This window comes from Streptomyces sp. GL_148 (assembly GCF_057834205.1).
The window spans coordinates 4,892,578-4,909,422 of sequence record NZ_CM174396.1 but is presented as its reverse complement, the minus strand read 5'-3'; the positions used below and the strand labels follow the sequence as shown (position 1 = coordinate 4,909,422).

16 protein-coding genes and 1 pseudogene are annotated in these 16,845 nt (G+C 70.9%); 7 read left to right on the top strand and 10 right to left on the bottom strand.

Going from position 1 to position 16,845, the window contains the following annotated elements:
• Window positions 1-218 precede the first annotated feature (218 nt).
• The 5 genes from folP to AC3IYI_RS22635 all read left to right on the top strand — a co-directional run bounded on the left by folP (window position 219) and on the right by AC3IYI_RS22635 (window position 3,241).
• On the top strand, window positions 219-1,124 hold the full coding sequence (folP, locus tag AC3IYI_RS22655; protein WP_489405491.1) for a dihydropteroate synthase: 906 nt from the start codon (window positions 219-221) through the stop codon (window positions 1,122-1,124).
• Between the two features lie 53 nt (window positions 1,125-1,177).
• On the top strand, window positions 1,178-1,564 hold the full coding sequence (locus AC3IYI_RS22650) for a nuclear transport factor 2 family protein (RefSeq protein WP_489411621.1): 387 nt from the start codon (window positions 1,178-1,180) through the stop codon (window positions 1,562-1,564).
• 130 nt (window positions 1,565-1,694) lie between these two features.
• Window positions 1,695-2,054, top strand: coding sequence for a dihydroneopterin aldolase (folB, locus tag AC3IYI_RS22645; protein ID WP_030010912.1), 360 nt, complete (start codon window positions 1,695-1,697; stop codon window positions 2,052-2,054).
• 8 nt (window positions 2,055-2,062) lie between these two features.
• Window positions 2,063-2,659, top strand: a complete 597-nt coding sequence (gene folK, locus AC3IYI_RS22640) for a 2-amino-4-hydroxy-6-hydroxymethyldihydropteridine diphosphokinase (protein ID WP_489411620.1) — start codon at window positions 2,063-2,065, stop codon at window positions 2,657-2,659.
• Between the two features lie 93 nt (window positions 2,660-2,752).
• The gene (locus AC3IYI_RS22635) at window positions 2,753-3,241 is read left to right on the top strand and encodes a DUF3180 domain-containing protein (protein WP_489405490.1); all 489 of its coding nucleotides are present in this window, start codon (window positions 2,753-2,755) and stop codon (window positions 3,239-3,241) included.
• 4 nt (window positions 3,242-3,245) lie between these two features.
• On the opposite strand, the gene AC3IYI_RS22630 is transcribed toward AC3IYI_RS22635, so the two are convergent.
• The 7 genes from AC3IYI_RS22630 to dacB form a co-directional block, all read right to left on the bottom strand.
• Complete coding sequence (locus tag AC3IYI_RS22630) at window positions 3,246-4,232, bottom strand: hypothetical protein (protein ID WP_489405489.1); 987 nt, start codon at window positions 4,230-4,232, stop codon at window positions 3,246-3,248.
• A 65-nt stretch (window positions 4,233-4,297) separates the two neighbouring features.
• Complete coding sequence (gene folE, locus AC3IYI_RS22625; RefSeq protein ID WP_327254273.1) at window positions 4,298-4,906, bottom strand: GTP cyclohydrolase I FolE; 609 nt, start codon at window positions 4,904-4,906, stop codon at window positions 4,298-4,300.
• A 96-nt stretch (window positions 4,907-5,002) separates the two neighbouring features.
• Window positions 5,003-7,036 carry an ATP-dependent zinc metalloprotease FtsH gene (ftsH, locus tag AC3IYI_RS22620; protein WP_489405488.1) on the bottom strand — a complete coding sequence of 678 codons (2,034 nt, stop codon included), beginning with the start codon at window positions 7,034-7,036 and terminating at the stop codon, window positions 5,003-5,005.
• Window positions 7,037-7,218: 182 nt separating this feature from the next.
• Window positions 7,219-7,779 (bottom strand): hypoxanthine phosphoribosyltransferase, encoded by a 561-nt coding sequence (hpt, locus tag AC3IYI_RS22615; protein WP_243339812.1) that lies wholly within the window; start codon window positions 7,777-7,779, stop codon window positions 7,219-7,221.
• Between the two features lie 65 nt (window positions 7,780-7,844).
• Window positions 7,845-8,969: a tRNA lysidine(34) synthetase TilS gene (gene tilS / locus AC3IYI_RS22610; RefSeq protein ID WP_489405487.1), complete on the bottom strand. Its 1,125-nt coding sequence runs from the start codon at window positions 8,967-8,969 to the stop codon at window positions 7,845-7,847.
• Between the two features lie 231 nt (window positions 8,970-9,200).
• Entirely contained in the window at window positions 9,201-10,352 is a 1,152-nt protein-coding gene (locus AC3IYI_RS22605) for a zinc-dependent metalloprotease (RefSeq protein ID WP_489405486.1), read from the bottom strand.
• Window positions 10,353-10,410: 58 nt separating this feature from the next.
• A complete protein-coding gene (dacB, locus tag AC3IYI_RS22600) occupies window positions 10,411-11,853 on the bottom strand; it encodes a D-alanyl-D-alanine carboxypeptidase/D-alanyl-D-alanine endopeptidase (RefSeq protein WP_489405485.1) in 1,443 nt (480 codons plus the stop codon).
• Between the two features lie 172 nt (window positions 11,854-12,025).
• On the opposite strand from dacB, the gene AC3IYI_RS22595 reads away from it, so the two are divergent.
• Entirely contained in the window at window positions 12,026-12,520 is a 495-nt protein-coding gene (locus tag AC3IYI_RS22595; protein ID WP_214947725.1) for an inorganic diphosphatase, read from the top strand.
• 342 nt (window positions 12,521-12,862) lie between these two features.
• On the top strand, window positions 12,863-14,524 hold the full coding sequence (locus AC3IYI_RS22590) for a threonine/serine exporter family protein (protein ID WP_489405484.1): 1,662 nt from the start codon (window positions 12,863-12,865) through the stop codon (window positions 14,522-14,524).
• A 130-nt stretch (window positions 14,525-14,654) separates the two neighbouring features.
• On the opposite strand, the pseudogene AC3IYI_RS22585 reads toward AC3IYI_RS22590, so the two are convergent.
• From AC3IYI_RS22585 to AC3IYI_RS22575, 3 genes and pseudogenes are all read right to left on the bottom strand, one after another.
• A pseudogene (locus AC3IYI_RS22585) lies at window positions 14,655-15,320 on the bottom strand (DedA family protein); the annotation flags it as partial.
• 83 nt (window positions 15,321-15,403) lie between these two features.
• A complete protein-coding gene (locus AC3IYI_RS22580; RefSeq protein WP_489405483.1) occupies window positions 15,404-16,156 on the bottom strand; it encodes a MerR family transcriptional regulator in 753 nt (250 codons plus the stop codon).
• 82 nt (window positions 16,157-16,238) lie between these two features.
• Window positions 16,239-16,838, bottom strand: a complete 600-nt coding sequence (locus AC3IYI_RS22575; RefSeq protein WP_489405482.1) for a PadR family transcriptional regulator — start codon at window positions 16,836-16,838, stop codon at window positions 16,239-16,241.
• Between the last annotated feature and the right edge of the window lie 7 nt (window positions 16,839-16,845).

Sequence of the window (16,845 nt, the reverse complement as noted above, 5' to 3'; positions counted from 1 at the left end):
GCGGTCCGGGCGCAGCCCGGGGAACGGAGGAAGGGCGGGGCGGGGAGCAGCCCGCGCAGCGGCATCCCCACCCGCCGCCCAGCAACCGCCTGGCCAGGCCAGGGCCCGGCCAGGGCAAGGGCCAGGGCCCGGCCAGGGCAAGGGCCAGGGCCCGGCCAGGGCCAGGGCTACCGCCCGGCCAGGGCAGGGGCGAGGGCCCGGGCCCTACCCTGGGAACCATGAACACGAACCGCGGCCCCGCCCCCAGGGGCCTGGTGACAGGCCTCCCCGACTGGGACCGCTGCGCGGTCATGGGCGTAGTCAACGTCACCCCCGACTCCTTCTCCGACGGCGGCCGCTGGTTCGACACCACCGCCGCCGTCAAGCGCGGCCTCGACCTCGTCGCCCAGGGCGCCGACCTCGTGGACGTCGGCGGCGAGTCCACCCGCCCGGGCGCCTCCCGCGTCGATGAGGAGGAGGAGCTGCGCCGGGTCGTCCCCGTCGTCCGCGGCCTCGCCTCCGAAGGGGTCGTCGTCTCCGTCGACACCATGCGCGCCTCCGTCGCCGCCCGAGCGGTGGCCGCGGGCGCCGCCCTGGTCAACGACGTCAGCGGCGGCCTCGCCGACCCCGGCATGATCCCGGCCGTCGCCGCCGCCGAAGTGCCCTTCGTCGTCATGCACTGGCGCGGCTTCAGCGACGGCATGAACAGCCTCGCCGTCTACGAGGACGTCCTCGCCGAGGTCACCGCGGAACTGCGCACCCGCATCGACGCCGTCGTCACCGGCGGCATCGCCCCCGAACGGCTCGTGGTCGACCCGGGCCTCGGCTTCGCCAAGAACGCCGAGCACGACCTCGCCCTGGTCGCCCACCTCTCCGAGCTGCGCGCCCTCGGTTTCCCGCTGCTGGTGGCCGCCTCGCGGAAGCGTTTCCTCGGGCGGGTGCTGGCCGGCGCCGACGACGCCTCCCCGCCGCCCGCCCGCGAGCGCGACGCCGCCACCGCCGCCGTCACCGCCATCGCCGCCGCGCAGGGCGCCTGGGCCGTACGGGTCCACGAGGTGCGGGCGAGCGCCGACGCGGTTCGGGTGACCCGCGCCGTGGAAGGGGCACTGCGTAGCACCCGTAGCAACGAGGAAGGGGCACGGTGAGCCGTACCGACATCGAATCGGTCGAAGAGGTCAACACTGCCTTCTACGAGGCCATGGAGCAGGGGGACTTCGACACGCTGTCGGCGCTCTGGCTCGAAGACGAGATCTCCTGCGTGCACCCGGGCTGGCCGGTGCTGTCGGGACGCGGCGAAGTGCTGCGCTCCTACGCGCTGATCATGTCGCACACGGAGTACATCCAGTTCTTCCTCACCGACACCAAGGTCACCGTCATAGGCGACACCGCCCTGGTGACCTGCACCGAGAACATCCTCAGCGGCGGACCGGCCGAGGACGGCGGAGAGCTGGGCCCGCTCGTCGGCCAGCTCGTCGTCGCCACGAATGTGTTCCGACGCACACCGGAGGGCTGGCGGCTCTGGTCGCACCACGGTTCTCCCGTCCTCACGGACTCCGACGAGGACGAGGAGGAGGAGTCCTCCTGACCCCTCCGTCGGGGCCGACGGTATTTCGCAGGTAAATTCGAAGATGGACGACGCCGACCGCACTCGGCTCCGGCCATGGATCCGGGGAGTCCCGGACCGGAAGCACCTACGAAAAGCAGGAGTGATTCGCGTGGATCGTGTCGCGCTGCGCGGCCTCAAGGCTCGCGGGCACCATGGCGTCTTCCCCCGGGAACGCGAGGAAGGCCAGACCTTCATCGTCGACCTGGTGCTCCACCTGGACACCCGTCCCGCGGCGGCGGGCGACGACCTGGCTAAGACCGTGCACTACGGGGTAGTCGCGGAAGAAGTCGTCGACGTGGTCCAGGGCGAGCCCGTGGACCTGATCGAGACCCTCGCCGAGCGGATCGCCCAGCAGTGCCTCAAGCACGAGGCGGTCGCCCAGGTGGAGGTCGTCGTCCACAAACCGGACGCGCCGATCACCGTCCCCTTCGACGACGTGACCATCACGATCACCCGGAGCCGCGCGTGAACAACGGAATGAACGCCCAGAGCGACCCCACGGTCCAGCCCGTACCCGCCTCCGTGGTCGAGGCCGTCGACGCGGCGGACGTCACCCTGTCCAACCCCAAGTGGGCCGTCGTCGCGCTCGGCGCGAACCTGGGCAACCGCCTGGAGACCCTCCAGGGCGCCATCGACGCCCTCGGCGACACTCCGGGCCTGCGGGTCAAGGCCGTCTCCCCCGTCTACGAGACGGAGCCGTGGGGCGTGGAGCCGGGCTCGCAGCCCTCGTACCTCAACGCCGTCGTCTTGGTGAAGACCACCCTGCCCCCCAGCTCGCTGCTGGAGCGCGGCCACGCCATCGAAGAAGCCTTCGACCGCGTCCGCGAGGAGCGCTGGGGACCCCGCACGATCGACGTCGACATCATCGCCTACGCCGACGTGGTCTCCGCCGACCCCGTCCTCACCCTCCCGCACCCGCGCGCCCACCAGCGCGCCTTCGTGCTGGCCCCCTGGAACGACATCGACCCCGAAGCGCAGATCCCGGGCCACGGGCCCGTCGCCGCGCTCCTGGCCGCAGTCGGCCACGAGGGGCTCACCCGGCGCACGGACCTGGAACTGCGCCTCCCCGAGTGAGCCGTGCCCGCGGAGCGGGGCCGTCGAACACTTAGGATCACCGGATACGCACGCACGGAGAGCGGGCGCTGCGGAATGGCGGGAGAGGCTCACGTGAAGCAACTGAGGCCGGCGGTCCTGGCGGGCATTTTCGCGGTCGCCGCGGTGCTGTCCTGGGCCGGAGCCCGGCTGTGGAACGCCTACGGCACGCTCCCGGGCGTCCCGGTGGCCGCGCCCATCGTGCTCGGCGCCATCGCGGTGGTCCTGCTGGCGACGGCCCTGTCGCTACGCTCCCGCCTGAAGGCCCAGCGCGACCGCGTGCCCGGCGCCAAGGGCGTGGAGCCGCTGATGGCGGCCCGCGCGGTGGTCTTCGGCCAGGCCAGCGCCCTGGTGGCGGCCCTGGTCGCGGGCGCCTACGGCGGCGTCGGCGTCTTCCTGCTCACCAACGCCATGGACGTCCCCGCCCGCCGTGACCAGACCTGGTACGCCGGCTTCTCGGTCCTGGCGGGCGCGGCGGTCGTCGCGGCGGCCCTCTTCCTGGAACACGTCCTGAAACTCCCGGACGACGAGGACCCCGCCCCGGAGGCCCAGGCCCGGGCCTGAGCGGTCACCCGGAGGCCCGGACCAGGTGGCCGCTCACCAGGAAGCCGGGGTGGGGGCCGAGGTCGTAGGTGTAGAGGGTGAAAGGCTTGGCACCGGTGGCGGTGTGGTGCCGAACCTCGGACACCGTCGCCGACTGCCGCTCCACGAGCTGCGTGGAGTGATCCTCCGGCACGAAGGTGCCGCGCCGTTGCCAGCGGTCGGTGACCACCAGCTGCGAAGCCTTCCCGACCAGCGGTGTGAAGCGGGCACCGATGATCGCGGCCAGCTCCGCCAGGAACGGAACGTTGGCGCTGGTGATCATCCGTGCGTCCCAGCGCTTGATCCGGCAGCCATCGCCGTCCACGTACCCGTCCAGGAAGCCTTCAAAGGTGGCGAGGTCTTTCATCACGACGCGGGGAAAGCCCTGCCGCATGTGGTGCGCGTCGCCTCCCACGTATTGCCGCAGGACGTCCGCAAGGTACGAGGAGACCACTCGGACCCGGAATCCCGGAAGGTCGCGCTGGAGGAAGCCGGACGGCCTCGTAACGGGTTCCAGCCGGGCAGGGAGGCCTGTCGCCGCGGTCAGACACTCCGCGTACTTGGCTGCGAAGTCCTGGTCGTTCACGACCAGGGAGGCATAGTTCTTGCCCACCGTGCCGTCCGCACATGTGGCACCCACCAGATAGCCGAACTCGTAGCCGGGCAGGATCGTCAGGCGCGTCCGGCAGAGCTTGCGCGGCGGGGGCCAAGCCACGGCGCTGCCAGCAGCGTCTGCGGCCGGAACCCATCCGTCCCGCGTACCCAGTAACTGGTCCGGCGCCACGGTGAACGTCTGCCCGTCCGTGACGACGTCCACGACCTCGCGAGCCTTCACAGCCGTCACCCGCAGAACGGCCGTGGGCACCGTCTTGTCCCCGTCCAGTGTCCAGAGCCGGTCGCCCACACCCACGGTTCTCGCCTGGGCCTGCCCGTCCACCCCATTCACCATCTGCTTGCTCGGCAGCCCGCCCATAACCGCCCTCCGGTCAAGTGAAATCACCTGATCGACGACGTTATCGGGCGGGTCTGACAATCCGGCTAGCGAGCGATGATCAGGCTCATCGCCTCGTTGCGGGTCGCGGGGTCGCGGAGCTGGCCGCGGACGGCCGAGGTGATGGTCTTCGCGCCCGGCTTGCGGACACCGCGCATGGTCATGCACATGTGCTCGCACTCGATGACCACGATGACCCCGCGCGGGTCCAGGATCTCCATCAGGGAGTCGGCGATCTGCGTGGTCAGCCGCTCCTGCACCTGGGGGCGACGGGCGAACACGTCCACCAGCCGGGCCAGCTTCGACAGGCCGGTGATCTTGCCATCAACGGACGGAATGTACCCAACATGGGCAACTCCGACGAATGGCACCAAATGATGTTCACACGAACTCATGACCTCGATGTCCTTCACCAGGACCATCTCGTCGTGGCCGAGGTCGAACGTCGTGGTCAGCACCTCTTCGGGCTTCTGCCACAGACCCCCGAATATCTCCCTGTACGCCCGCGCCACCCGGGCCGGCGTCTCCAGAAGCCCCTCGCGGTCCGGGTCCTCGCCGACCGCGATCAGGAGCTCGCGGACCGCCGCCTCGGCGCGCTTCTCGTCGAACTCGCCGATCGTGCCCTCGCCACCGGTCAGGGTCACTGGGTCGGTCATCTCTTCCTCGTTCCTGTGTACGCGTTCGCCGGCGCGTAAAAGTGCCGCGCCCCCCAGGCTAGAACCTGGGGGGCGCGGCTTCCATTCCGGGAGGTACTACGCCTCCGGACGCTCCTCCGGGGAGGGCTCCGGGGTCTTCTCCACCGAGACCGCCGGCGAGGAGATCGCCGACGTGCCGTTCGCCGCGTTCGTCAGCTGGAGCTCCTTGGGAGAGAGCACCGGCGGACGGGTGGACGGCGTGCGGTGGGAGGAGCCGGTCCACGCCGGGCGGGCCGGGCGCTTCACGATCGTCGAGAAGACCTCGGCGATCTGCTCCTTGTTGAGCGTCTCCTTCTCGAGGAGGGCGAGGACGAGGTTGTCGAGGACGTCGCGGTTCTCGACCAGGATTTCCCAGGCCTCGTTGTGCGCCGTCTCGATCAGCTTCTTGACCTCTTCGTCGACCAGCGCGGCGACCTCTTCCGAGTAGTCCCTCGGGTGCGACATCTCGCGGCCCAGGAACGGCTCGGTGTTGTCCCCGCCGAACTTGATCGCGCCGAGACGCTCGGTCATGCCGTACTGGGTGACCATCGCGCGGGCCGTTGCCGTGGCCTTCTCGATGTCGTTCGCCGCGCCCGTGGTCGGGTCGTGGAAGACCAGCTCCTCGGCCGCGCGCCCGCCCAGCATGTACGCGAGCTGGTCGAGCATCTCGTTGCGCGTGGTCGAGTACTTGTCCTCGTCGGGCAGGACCATGGTGTAACCCAGGGCCCGGCCGCGGGACAGGATCGTGATCTTGTGGACCGGGTCCGAGTTCGGCGAAGCCGCCGCGACCAGGGCGTGTCCGCCCTCGTGGTACGCGGTGATCTTCTTTTCCCGGTCCGACATGATCCGGGTCCGCTTCTGCGGACCCGCCACGACGCGGTCGATCGCCTCGTCCAGCGCGTGGTTGTCGATCAGCTTCCCGTCCGAGCGGGCCGTGAGCAGCGCGGCCTCGTTCAGGACGTTGGCGAGATCGGCACCCGTGAAGCCGGGCGTACGACGGGCTACCGCACCCAGGTCGACGTCCGGGGCGACCGGCTTGCCCTTCTGGTGGACCTTGAGGATCTCCAGACGGCCCTGCATGTCCGGACGGTCGACCGCGATCTGGCGGTCGAAGCGGCCGGGGCGCAGGAGGGCCGGGTCGAGGATGTCGGGACGGTTCGTGGCGGCGATCAGGATGACCCCGCCCTTCACGTCGAAGCCGTCCATCTCGACGAGCAGCTGGTTGAGGGTCTGCTCGCGCTCGTCGTGACCGCCGCCCAGGCCCGCACCGCGGTGCCGGCCCACTGCGTCGATCTCGTCGACGAAGACGATCGCCGGGGCGTTGGCCTTGGCCTGCTCGAACAGGTCGCGGACACGCGAGGCACCGACACCGACGAACATCTCGACGAAGTCGGATCCGGAGATCGAGTAGAAGGGGACACCGGCCTCGCCCGCGACGGCACGCGCGAGCAGGGTCTTACCGGTGCCGGGCGGGCCGTACAGCAGCACGCCCTTGGGGATCTTGGCGCCGACGGCCTGGAACTTCGCCGGCTCCTGGAGGAACTCCTTGATCTCGTGGAGTTCCTCGACGGCCTCGTCCGAGCCCGCGACATCGGCGAACGTCGTCTTCGGGGTGTCCTTGGTGATGAGCTTGGCCTTGGACTTCCCGAACTGCATGACCCGGGAACCACCGCCCTGCATCTGGTTCATCAGGAACAGGAAGACGACGACGATGAGGACGAACGGCAGCAGCGAGAGCAGCACGCTCAGGAACGGGCTGGTCTTGTCCGGCGTGACGGAGTATCCGTCAGGGATCTGACCGGCTTCGTACTTGGTCTGGAGGTTCTGGGCGAGCTGTACGCCCTGGTCCCCGATGTAGTTGGCCTGGAACTTGGTGCCGTCGTTGTCGCCGAGCTTCTGGTCCTTCTTCAGCTCGATCTTGATCATCTGGCTGTCACCGGTGGTGAGCTTGGCGCTGTCCACCTGGCCACTGTTGATCGCCTTGATGACCTCGCTGGTCTCCACCGACTTGTAGCCGCCGCCGGAGCCGACGACGTTCATCAACACGACCACGGCGAGGACGGCCAGCACGATCCACATAACCGGCCCACGGAAGTATCGCTTCACGTCCATCCATACGGGGCGCTAGGCACCCCGTCCCTCCTGCCCGTAGGTAAATGCTGCTGTGAGTAAAGACTGTTCTTCGGAATGTACCCCTGCATTGTCACCCGCGGCCCCATGGGACGGCTGACAGACCCGCCTTTCCATGCTCCAACGGCGGGAAACGCTCCAGGGTTCCCCTGTCGGGTGCTGGATCAGCCGCCGTAGACGTGGGGGGCGAGGGTGCCGACGAACGGCAGGTTGCGGTACTTCTCCGCGTAGTCGAGGCCGTAGCCGACGACGAACTCGTTGGGGATGTCGAAGCCGACCCACTTCACGTCGATCGCGACCTTGGCGGCGTCGGGCTTGCGCAGCAGCGTGACGACCTCCAGGGAGGCCGGCTGGCGGGAGCCGAGGTTCGACAGCAGCCACGACAGGGTCAGACCCGAGTCGATGATGTCCTCGACGATCAGGACGTGCTTGTCCTTGATGTCGGTGTCCAGGTCCTTGAGGATCCGCACCACGCCCGAGGACTGGGTCCCGGCGCCGTACGAGGACACCGCCATCCAGTCCATGGTGAGCGGGGTGGACAAGGCGCGCGCCAGGTCCGCCATCACCATCACCGCGCCCTTGAGGACGCCGACGATGAGCAGGTCCTTGCCCGCGTACTCCGCGTCGATCTTCGCGGCCAGCTCTGCCAGCTTCGCGTCGATCTCTTCCTTGGTGATGAGCACCGACTGGAGGTCGTTGCCCATGTCCTTCTCGTCCACCCGCATCACTTTCGTTGTCGGCTGGGGCTCCGGGGGGTGACCCCGGAGGTCTCAGCCGTGTTTCAGCACCATCAGCCCTGCCGGATGACCAGTCTGCCACCCTGCCGCTGGGCCTCGACCCGGCCGGGCAGGTTGATGGCTCCCTGACCGCGCCATCCGGTGATGAGCCGGTCGACTTCCTCGATGTGGCGGGCGAAGAGGGAGCCTGCGGGAGAACCGGCGGCGACGACGGCCCGGCGCAGCACGCGGCGGCGGACCGCGGGGGGCAGCGCGTACAGCTTGGCGCATTCCAGGCGGCCGTCTTCGTCGCGTACGCCGCTCTCGGCCTCGGCGGCCCAGGCGTCCAGGGCGTCGGCGTCGTCGCGGGAGAGCTGGGCGGTGCGGGCGAGCGCCTCCACGACCCCCTTGCCGAGCGCCTTCTCCAGGGCGGGCAGTCCCTCGTGGCGCAGCCGGGAGCGGGTGTAGGCGGGGTCGATGTTGTGCGGGTCGTCCCAAACGGCGAGGGACTGGACCATGCAGGCCTTGCGGGCGGTCTGCCGGTCGACCTGGAGGAAGGGCCTGCGGTAGCGGTGGCCGCGGCTCCGGGCGCCGGGGCCCCCGAGGCCTCCCGGGCCCCCCGAGACTTCGGGCATGCCGGAGAGCGAGCGGATGCCGGAGCCGCGGGCGAGGCCCAGCAGGACGGTTTCGGCTTGGTCGTCGCGGGTGTGCCCGAGCAGCACGGCGACGGCGCCCAGCCGGTCGGCGGCCTCGTCCAGGGCCGCGTAGCGGGCGTCGCGGGCGGCGGCTTCGGGGCCTCCGTCGCGGCCGACGCGCACGGCGACGGACTCGACGGGGTGCAGGTGCAGCGCGGTCATGCGGGAGACGACCTCGGCGGCGCGCAGGGCGGAGCCGTCCTGGAGGCCGTGGTCGACGGTGATGCCGCCGGCCCGGATTCCGAGTTTGGGGGCCTCGAAGGCGAGGGCGGAGGCGAGCGCCATGGAGTCCGCGCCGCCGGAGCAGGCGACGAGGACGAGCGGTGCGGTGTCGGGGAGGGGGTCGTGGGGGGCGGCACCGGCCGAGGATCCGACGGTGCGGCCGGGGCGGCCGACCCGGGGTGCGGGGGTGGGAGCGGGACGGTCGGTGAGGTCGGTGAGGACGTCGTGGAGTACGCGGCGGACCGCCAGGCGTATCGCCGCGACCGCAGGATGGGGACCCATGTCCGGTGCCCTTCGTGGAGTTCGGATGCCTCGGAGGCGCTGGGAGGCGTTGGGGAGGTGGTGTGCCGGGGTGCTGCCCGGCTCCCCCGCGAGTGGGGGACTGTCACTCAGAGTGCGTCGATGGTGACAGAACCGAGCCGTTCCCCGAGCATCGCACGCCCTTCCACGCCCCACGGTCCCTCGGACGGGTGACGCTGCTTCCCCCAGAGGGACATCTTCACGCCTCTCCGGTCACACCTCTTTGCTTGCCTCGCTCTGCTCGCTCCCCTTGCGGTGGACGCGGGCCACCCAGTCCGCGGGGGCGGCGATCTCGGCCTTGGTCGGCAGTGTGTTCGGGGAGGTCCAGACCCGGTTGAAGCCGTCCATGCCGACCTGGCCGACGACGGCGCGCACGAAGCGTTCCCCGTCGCGGTACTGGCGCAGCTTCGCGTCGAGGCCGAGGAGTTTGCGCAGCGCGGCGTCGAGCCGGCCGGCTCCGCTGGCCCTGCGCTGCTGGAACTTCTCGCGGATCTCGGCGACCGAGGGGACGACCTCGGGGCCGACCCCGTCCATGACGAAGTCGGCGTGGCCCTCCAGCAGGGACATGACGGCGGTGAGCCGGGCCAGCACCTCGCGCTGCTCGGGGGTCTGGACGAGCTCGACGAGGGAGCGGCCCTCGTCCCCGCGTTCCGCGTCGGGGCGGGCGCCGGCGAAGGACTGGGCGGCGTCGCGCAGTCGCTCCAGAACGGTCATCGGGTCCATTTCGGTGGCGCCGAGGAACGTCTGGATTTCGCCCTCCAGGTGTTCGCGGAGCCACGGGACGGCCGTGAACTGGGTACGGTGCGTCTCCTCGTGCAGGCAGACCCAGAGCCGGAAGTCGTGCGGGTCCACCTCCAGCTCCCGCTCGACGTGGACGATGTTCGGCGCGACGAGCAGCAGCCGGCCGCCCGTGGCGGAGCCCGGGAGGTCCAGGCCCGGGGGCGCGAAGGTCTCGTACTGGCCGAGCACGCGGGAGGCCAGGAAGCTGAGCAGCATGCCCAGCTCGACGCCGGTGACCTTGCCGCCGACCGCGCCGAGCACGGCGCCGCCGGGGGTGCCGGCGCGGCGGTCCTGCATCTTGCCGAGGAGCGGGGACAGGAGCTCGCGGAAGCCCGCCACGTTGGCCTTGACCCAGCCGGCCCGGTCCACGACGAGGACGGGGGTGTCGGCCCGGGTCATGCCTTCGGGCATCATCCGCGTGAACTCGCGTACGTGCCGTTCCGAGGTCTGGGCGTGCCTGCGCAGTTCGGCGACGACGGCCCGCGCCTCGTCCCGGCTCACCTCCGGGCCGGGCCGCACGAGCCTGGTCGCGGTCGCCACCGCGAGGTTCCAGTCGACCATCTCCGCACCACCGAAGCTCGTCATGCGTCAACCGTACGTGGACCTGCGCGCGGGCGGGATCCCCAAGGGGCGGCCGGGATCCTCAGGAAGCGTTGGCCACGGCCGCCGCGAGCTTGTCGAGGCCCTTCTCGGCGGGGCCGGGGTCCGGGGTGTTCGCGGTCAGGAACGCGAAGGCGAGCAGTCGGCCGGTGGGGTCGACGACGGTGCCGGCGAGGGAGTTCACGCCGCTCAGGGTGCCCGTCTTGGCCCGCAGCAGGCCGGCCGCCGGGGAGCCGCCGGAGTTGCGGGTGCGCAGGGTGCCGGTGAATCCGGCGACGGGCAGTCCGGTGAGGACGGGCCGCAGTTCGGGCCGCTGCGGATCGGCGGCCTTGGCGAGGAGGGCGGTGAGCAGGCCGGCGCTGACCTTGTCGGCGCGGTTGAGGCCGCTGCCGTCGGCGAAGCGGGAGCCGGCGGTGTCGACTCCGAGGGCGGCGAGTTTGGCGCCGACGGCCTGGGCGACCCCGTCGAAGCTCGCGGGCGCTCCGGAGGCGAGGGCGGTCTGGCGGGCCAGGGCTTCGGCGATGTCGTTGTCGCTGTGGGTCAGCATCCGCTCGACGAGCCCGGCGAGCGGCGGCGAGAGGGTGGTGGCGAGCGGCACGGCGCCCGTGGCGGCCTTGGCCCGGGCGGGTTCGCCGGTGACCTTGATCCCGCGTTCCCCCAGCAGGGCGGCGAAGGCCCGGGCGGTGTCGCGGGAGGGGTCCACGCTGCGCTTGACGGGGCCGGAGAAGGACGCGTCGGGGCGTCCTTCGTCGGCGGTCAGGGCCGTGACGGGCGCGAGGTTGGGGTTGTTGCCGATCGGGTGGAGGACGGGGCCGGTGTAGAGCGAGTCGTCGTAGCCGAGGGCCACGGAGTCGGTGCCGGCGGCCTTGAGGGCCTGGGCGGTGTCCGCGGCGAGGGCGACGAGGCTGCCGCCGGAGCCGGCGGGGGCCTTCTTCTTGGCGGTGAGCGAGGGGTCGCCGCCGCCGACCAGGATGATCCGGCCGGGTTCGGCGCCGGGGGTCACGGTGGTGCGGATCCGGTGCTCGGGGCCGAGGGCCGCGAGGGAGGCCGCCGCGGTGGCGATCTTGATGGTGGAGGCGGGGGTCATGGCTTCCCGGGCCCCGGCCTCGTAGAGGACCTGCCCGGTGGCGGTGTCGATCACGGAGGCGCCGCGGACGGTGCCGAGGGCGGGGTCGGCGAGCAGCGGCCGCAGGGCGGCGGCGAGGGCTCCGGAGTCCACGGCTCCGGCCTGGTCGCCGGATCCGGCTCCGGCCGGGCGCACGCCGGCGAGCACTCCGGGGGCGCTGGGGGCGGCCTGCGGGAGCGCCGCGGCCGCGTCCGTACCGTGATCTGTGCCACCCGTACGGCCCCAGGAGGCGGCCTTGTCCCGCTCGGCCTTACGCTGGCCGGAGTCCCAGGGACCCGCGGCGGCCACCGTCGCGGCCGACAGGGCGAGGCCGGCGACGGCCGACACCGCGATGAGCTGCCAGGTCTTGACCAATGGCACCTCGGACCAGCCCCTTTCGCGATCACACATATGCGTGAGGGACACTTAACCATTGCGTCTTGCCGCGAGCATGGCACCCCACCCGGCAGGGCCGGGTCGGCCACGCACGCAGGCGAATCAACGCAGTTTCGAAGCAGTCAAGCTGCTGAAGCTGATCATGGAGGAGCAGGACGTGGAGTTCGACGTCACCATCGAGATCCCCAAGGGTTCGCGGAACAAGTACGAGGTGGACCACGAGACCGGCCGGATCCGTCTGGACCGTCGTCTCTTCACCTCGACCAGCTACCCGGCCGACTACGGCTTCGTCGAGAACACCCTCGGCGAGGACGGCGACCCGCTGGACGCGCTGGTCATCCTTGACGAGCCGACCTTCCCGGGCTGCCTGATCAAGTGCCGCGCGATCGGCATGTTCAACATGACCGACGAGGCGGGCGGCGACGCCAAGCTGCTGTGCGTGCCGGCCTCCGACCCGCGCGTGGAGCACCTGCGCGACATCCACCACGTGTCCGAGTTCGACCGCCTGGAGATCCAGCACTTCTTCGAGGTCTACAAGGACCTGGAGCCGGGCAAGTCGGTCGAGGGCGCGAACTGGGTCGGCCGCACCGAGGCCGAGGCCGAGATCGAGGCCTCGTACAAGCGCCTCGAGGCCCAGGGCGGCCACCACTGAGCTCCGCTCGGTGAGGCGGGCGGGCCTGTGAGGCCCCGTCCCCTGTGACATCGCGGGCGGTACCCCTTGAACGGGGTGCCGCCCGTCGTCGTGTCCGGGTGCGGGTGCGTTTCCCAGGGGCGCCGCCCCCGGACCCCCGCGCCTCAAACTCCCCCAGACTCCGTCCGGGGGGGGACCCCCGGGCGGGGCTGGATTTCGGCAGGCCCCGGCTCGGATCTGGCCGGCCCGGCTGAAAGATCGTTGGCCGGGCTGAAAGTTCAGCTGCGGGGCAGATTCCTGTTTCGCCGTGGATGAAACGGTTCCGCATACTGATACCGGCTGGGGTCGGGGACTGGAGGACGCGTGGCGGAAGGCGAAGGATCCGGGACCGAGGACCGGAAGCCGAAGTCGGACGAGGCGCGCAGTGCGTTCTCCGTGCCGGACGGGGTCGGTGTGGACCCGGAGGCGACCGAGGAGGACCAGCCGACCTCGGAGTTCGCCGTCCCCGACGGGCTCGCCTCGGTGCCCCTGGACCCCGATGGCCCAGCGTCCGCATTCGCCACGCCGCACACCTACAGCGCCGCCCACTCCCCGCCGGCCTACACCGGCCCTCCGGGCTTCCCCGTCACCCGGCTGAAGGAGTCCCCCTGGCAGGACCGCATGCGCACGGTGCTGCGCATGCCGGTCGACGTCCGGCCGGTGCCGGAGCCCTCACAGCGGCTGGCCGTGGAGACCGGGCCCGCCGTGGGACGCGTGCTCGACCTGACGCTGCGCATCGGCGAGCTGTTGCTCTCGGGCGGCGAGGGCGCCGAGGACGTGGAGGCCGCGATGTTCGCCGTGGCCCGCAGCTACGGCCTGGACCGCTGCGAGCCCACCGTCACCTTCACCCTGCTGTCGATCACCCACCAGCCCTCCCTGGTGGACGACCCCGTGTCGGCGAACCGCACCGTCCGCCGCCGCGGCACGGACTACACCCGGCTCTCGGCCGTGTTCAGCCTCGTCAACGACATCACCGCGCACGAGGTCGACATCTCGCTGGAGGACGCCTACCGCCGGCTCGCCGAGATCCGCCGCAACCGGCACCCGTATCCCGGCTGGGTGCTCACCGGGGCCGCCGGCCTGCTCGCCGGCGCGGCCTCCACGCTGGTCGGCGGTGGCGTGCTGGTCTTCTTCGCAGCCGCACTCGGGGCGGTGCTCGGCGACCGGCTGGCCTGGTTCTGCGCGGGGCGCGGACTGCCCGAGTTCTACCAGTTCGTGGTCGCGGCGATGCCCCCGGCCGCGATGGGCGTGGCGCTGAAGCTCACCGAATTCGACGTGCGCTCCTCCGCCGTGATCACCGGCGGGCTCTTCGCGCTGCTGCCGGGACGGGCCCTGGTCGCGGCCGTGCAGGACGGTTTGACCGGCTATTACATCACCGCGTCCGCCCGGCTGCTGGAGGTCATGTACCTCTTCATCGGCATCATCATGGGCGTCCTGGTGGTGCTCTACGTCGGCGTCCAGTTCGGCTCCAATCCGCAGCCGGAGGACGTCCTCCAGATCGAGCAGCGGCCGCTGCTCCAGATCGCCGCCTCGATGGTTCTGGTGTTCACATTCGCGATCCTGCTCCAGCAGGAACGTTCCACCGTGTGGTTCGTGACGCTGAACGGCGGGATCGCCTGGGTGATCTACGGGGCCCTGCACTACGCCGCCAAGATGCCGCCGGTGCCGTCCACCGCGATCGCCGCCGGACTGGTCGGCCTCTTCGGACAGCTCCTCGCCCGGCACCGGTTCTCCTCGGCCCTCCCCTTCGTCACGGCCGCCATCGGCCCGCTGCTGCCGGGCTCGGCCACGTACTACGGGCTCCTGCTGATCGCCGAGAACCGGCTGAACGAGGGGCTGGGCTCGCTGACGAACGCCGCGGCCATCGCCCTCGCCATCGCGATCGGCGTCAACCTCGGCTCCGAGACGTCCCGCCTGTTCATGCGCATCCCCGGCGCGGCCAGTGCGGCCAAGCGCAGCGCGGCGAAGCGCACCCGCGGGTTCTAGGCTGTGCTGGCCCCAGACACGGCGATGCCCCGCCGACCGGGAATCCCGGTCGGCGGGGCATCGTAGGGAGCTGCGGGCAGCGGGAGGGCTAGCGCTTCGCGTGGCGGCCGCTGCGCTGCTGGCCCGGGGCCTGCGGGTCCTCGCCGGCGCCGGACTCCGTGCCGCCGGCCTGCGCCGCCGCCTTCTTCTGCTTGCGGGCCTTCAGCACCTCGAAGATCACCGGGATCACGGAGATCAGGACGATGCCGATGAAGATCGGCTCGACGTTCTTCTTGATGACCTCGAACTGGCCGAGCTGGTGGCCCAGGACCGTGACGCCCGCGCCCCACAGGATGCCGCCGATGATGTTGAACGTCAGGAAGGTGCGGTACTTCATCGCGGTCGCGCCCGCGACCATCGGCGCGAAGGTGCGGATGATCGGCACGAACCGCGCGAGCACGATGGCCTTGGGGCCGTGCTTCTCCATGAACTCGTGGGCCGCGTCGAGGTTCTCCCGCTTGAAGAGCCGGGAGTTCGGACGGTTGAAGATCTTCGGGCCGAAAACCTTGCCGATCATGTATCCGACCTGGTCACCGATGATCGCGGCGGCAGCGATCAGGGTGCACACCAGCCACAGCGGCTGGCTGATGGTGCCGCTCGCGACGAACAGGCCCGCCGTGAAGAGCAGGGAGTCCCCGGGCAGGAACGCGAAGAGACCCGATTCCGCGAAAACGATGACCAGGATGCCGATCAGGCCGAAATGACCGATCAGGTACTCCGGGGAGATCCACTCGGGGGCGAGCGCAAGCGTGTTCACAGGTTCCGGGCTCTCCTGGATCGGCGGGACGTCCGTCCAAGTATGAACGCACACGACCCCCACCCGGTTCCAGGGATCGGCGGCTACACCTTGCGGACGGCGTTGGCCAGGATCGCGTCCCGCACGAACACCGCCAGCCCCGGCCGGACGGCCTCGTAGTACGCCGTGAACCGCTCGTCCGCGACGTACATCTCGCCGAGGCCGGTGTGGATCTCGTACGTGCAGAAGTAGTAGCTGCCGTTGATCCAGCCCCGGTGTTCCTCGGCCAGGTCCATGGCCTGCTCGGACTCCGCGGACGTCCCGGAGTCCAGCAGGGCGGCGAACCGCCGGTTGATGTCCTCGGCCAGGGCCTGGATCCGCAGCCAGTCCTCCTTGGTGTAGGAGGCGGTCCGGCGGGCGGACTCCCGGTAGGTGTCGCCCCAGCGGCGTTCCACCTCCTCGGCGTGCTCCTCGGGATCGAAATCGCCGAAGACCTCGAACCGCTCCTCGGGCGTGAGGTTGATGCCCATCTTCTTCGCCTCCATGGCGTGCTCGACGGCCGCGGCCATCTGCTGGAGCCGGGCGATCCGGTCGGTCAGGAGGGCGTGCTGCCGGCGCAGGTGCTCCCCCGGGTCCGATTCCGGGTCGTCCAGCAGGACCGCGACCTCTTCGAGCGGAAAGCCGAGCTCCCGGTAGAACAGGACCCGCTGCAGCCGGTCGAGGTCGGCGTCGTCGTACCGCCGGTGTCCCGCATGGCTGCGGCCGCTCGGGGAGAGCAGCCCGATCTCGTCGTAGTGGTGCAGCGTGCGCACCGTCACTCCGGCGAATCCGGCGACCTGGCCCACGGAGTAGCCCATCGCTTTCCGCTCCTCTTCTCGGGTACGCGTCCCAGCCTGGTCCCTCACGCCGCGTGAGGTGCAAGTCCCGGGACCGGAGGCATCAGGGCGACGGGGCGAGGACCCCTTCGAAGGCGTCGCCCGGGTCGTCGGCAAAGGAGTACGCGCCTCCCGCGATCCGGGCGATCAGGCCCCGGGTCCAGTCCGCCTCGGCGTCCGCCGAGTGGATCCAGCGGTGCGTGATCTCGCCGATGTGGCCCAGCGGCTCGGGGCCCTCCTCCGGGACGTAGTGGTCTGTGACGGCCGAGCGCCAGGCGGCCAGCCGGCCCAGGCGCTCGCGGAGCAGGGAGAGCGCCTCGGCGCGGGGCAGGTCGACCATGAAGCCGAGGGCCGAGGCGAGGACGTCGGCCTTCTGGTCGTAGGAGGACAGCGCCTCGCGGAGCAGTTTGAAGTACTCCGCGCGGCCCGCCTCCGTCAGCTCGTACTCCGTCCGCGGCGGGCCGCCCGCCGCGGACGGGCCCACCTCGTGGGCCAGCAGTACGCCCTGCTTCGCCATCTGCTTGAGCGCGTGGTAGATCGACCCGGGTTTGGTGTTCGACCACTCGTGGGCGCCCCAGAACTCCAGATCGGCCCGGACCTGGTAGCCGTGGGCCCGCCCGTGCCGGCGGACGGCGCCGAGGACGAGGAGGCGGATCGCTGACATGGGCCCA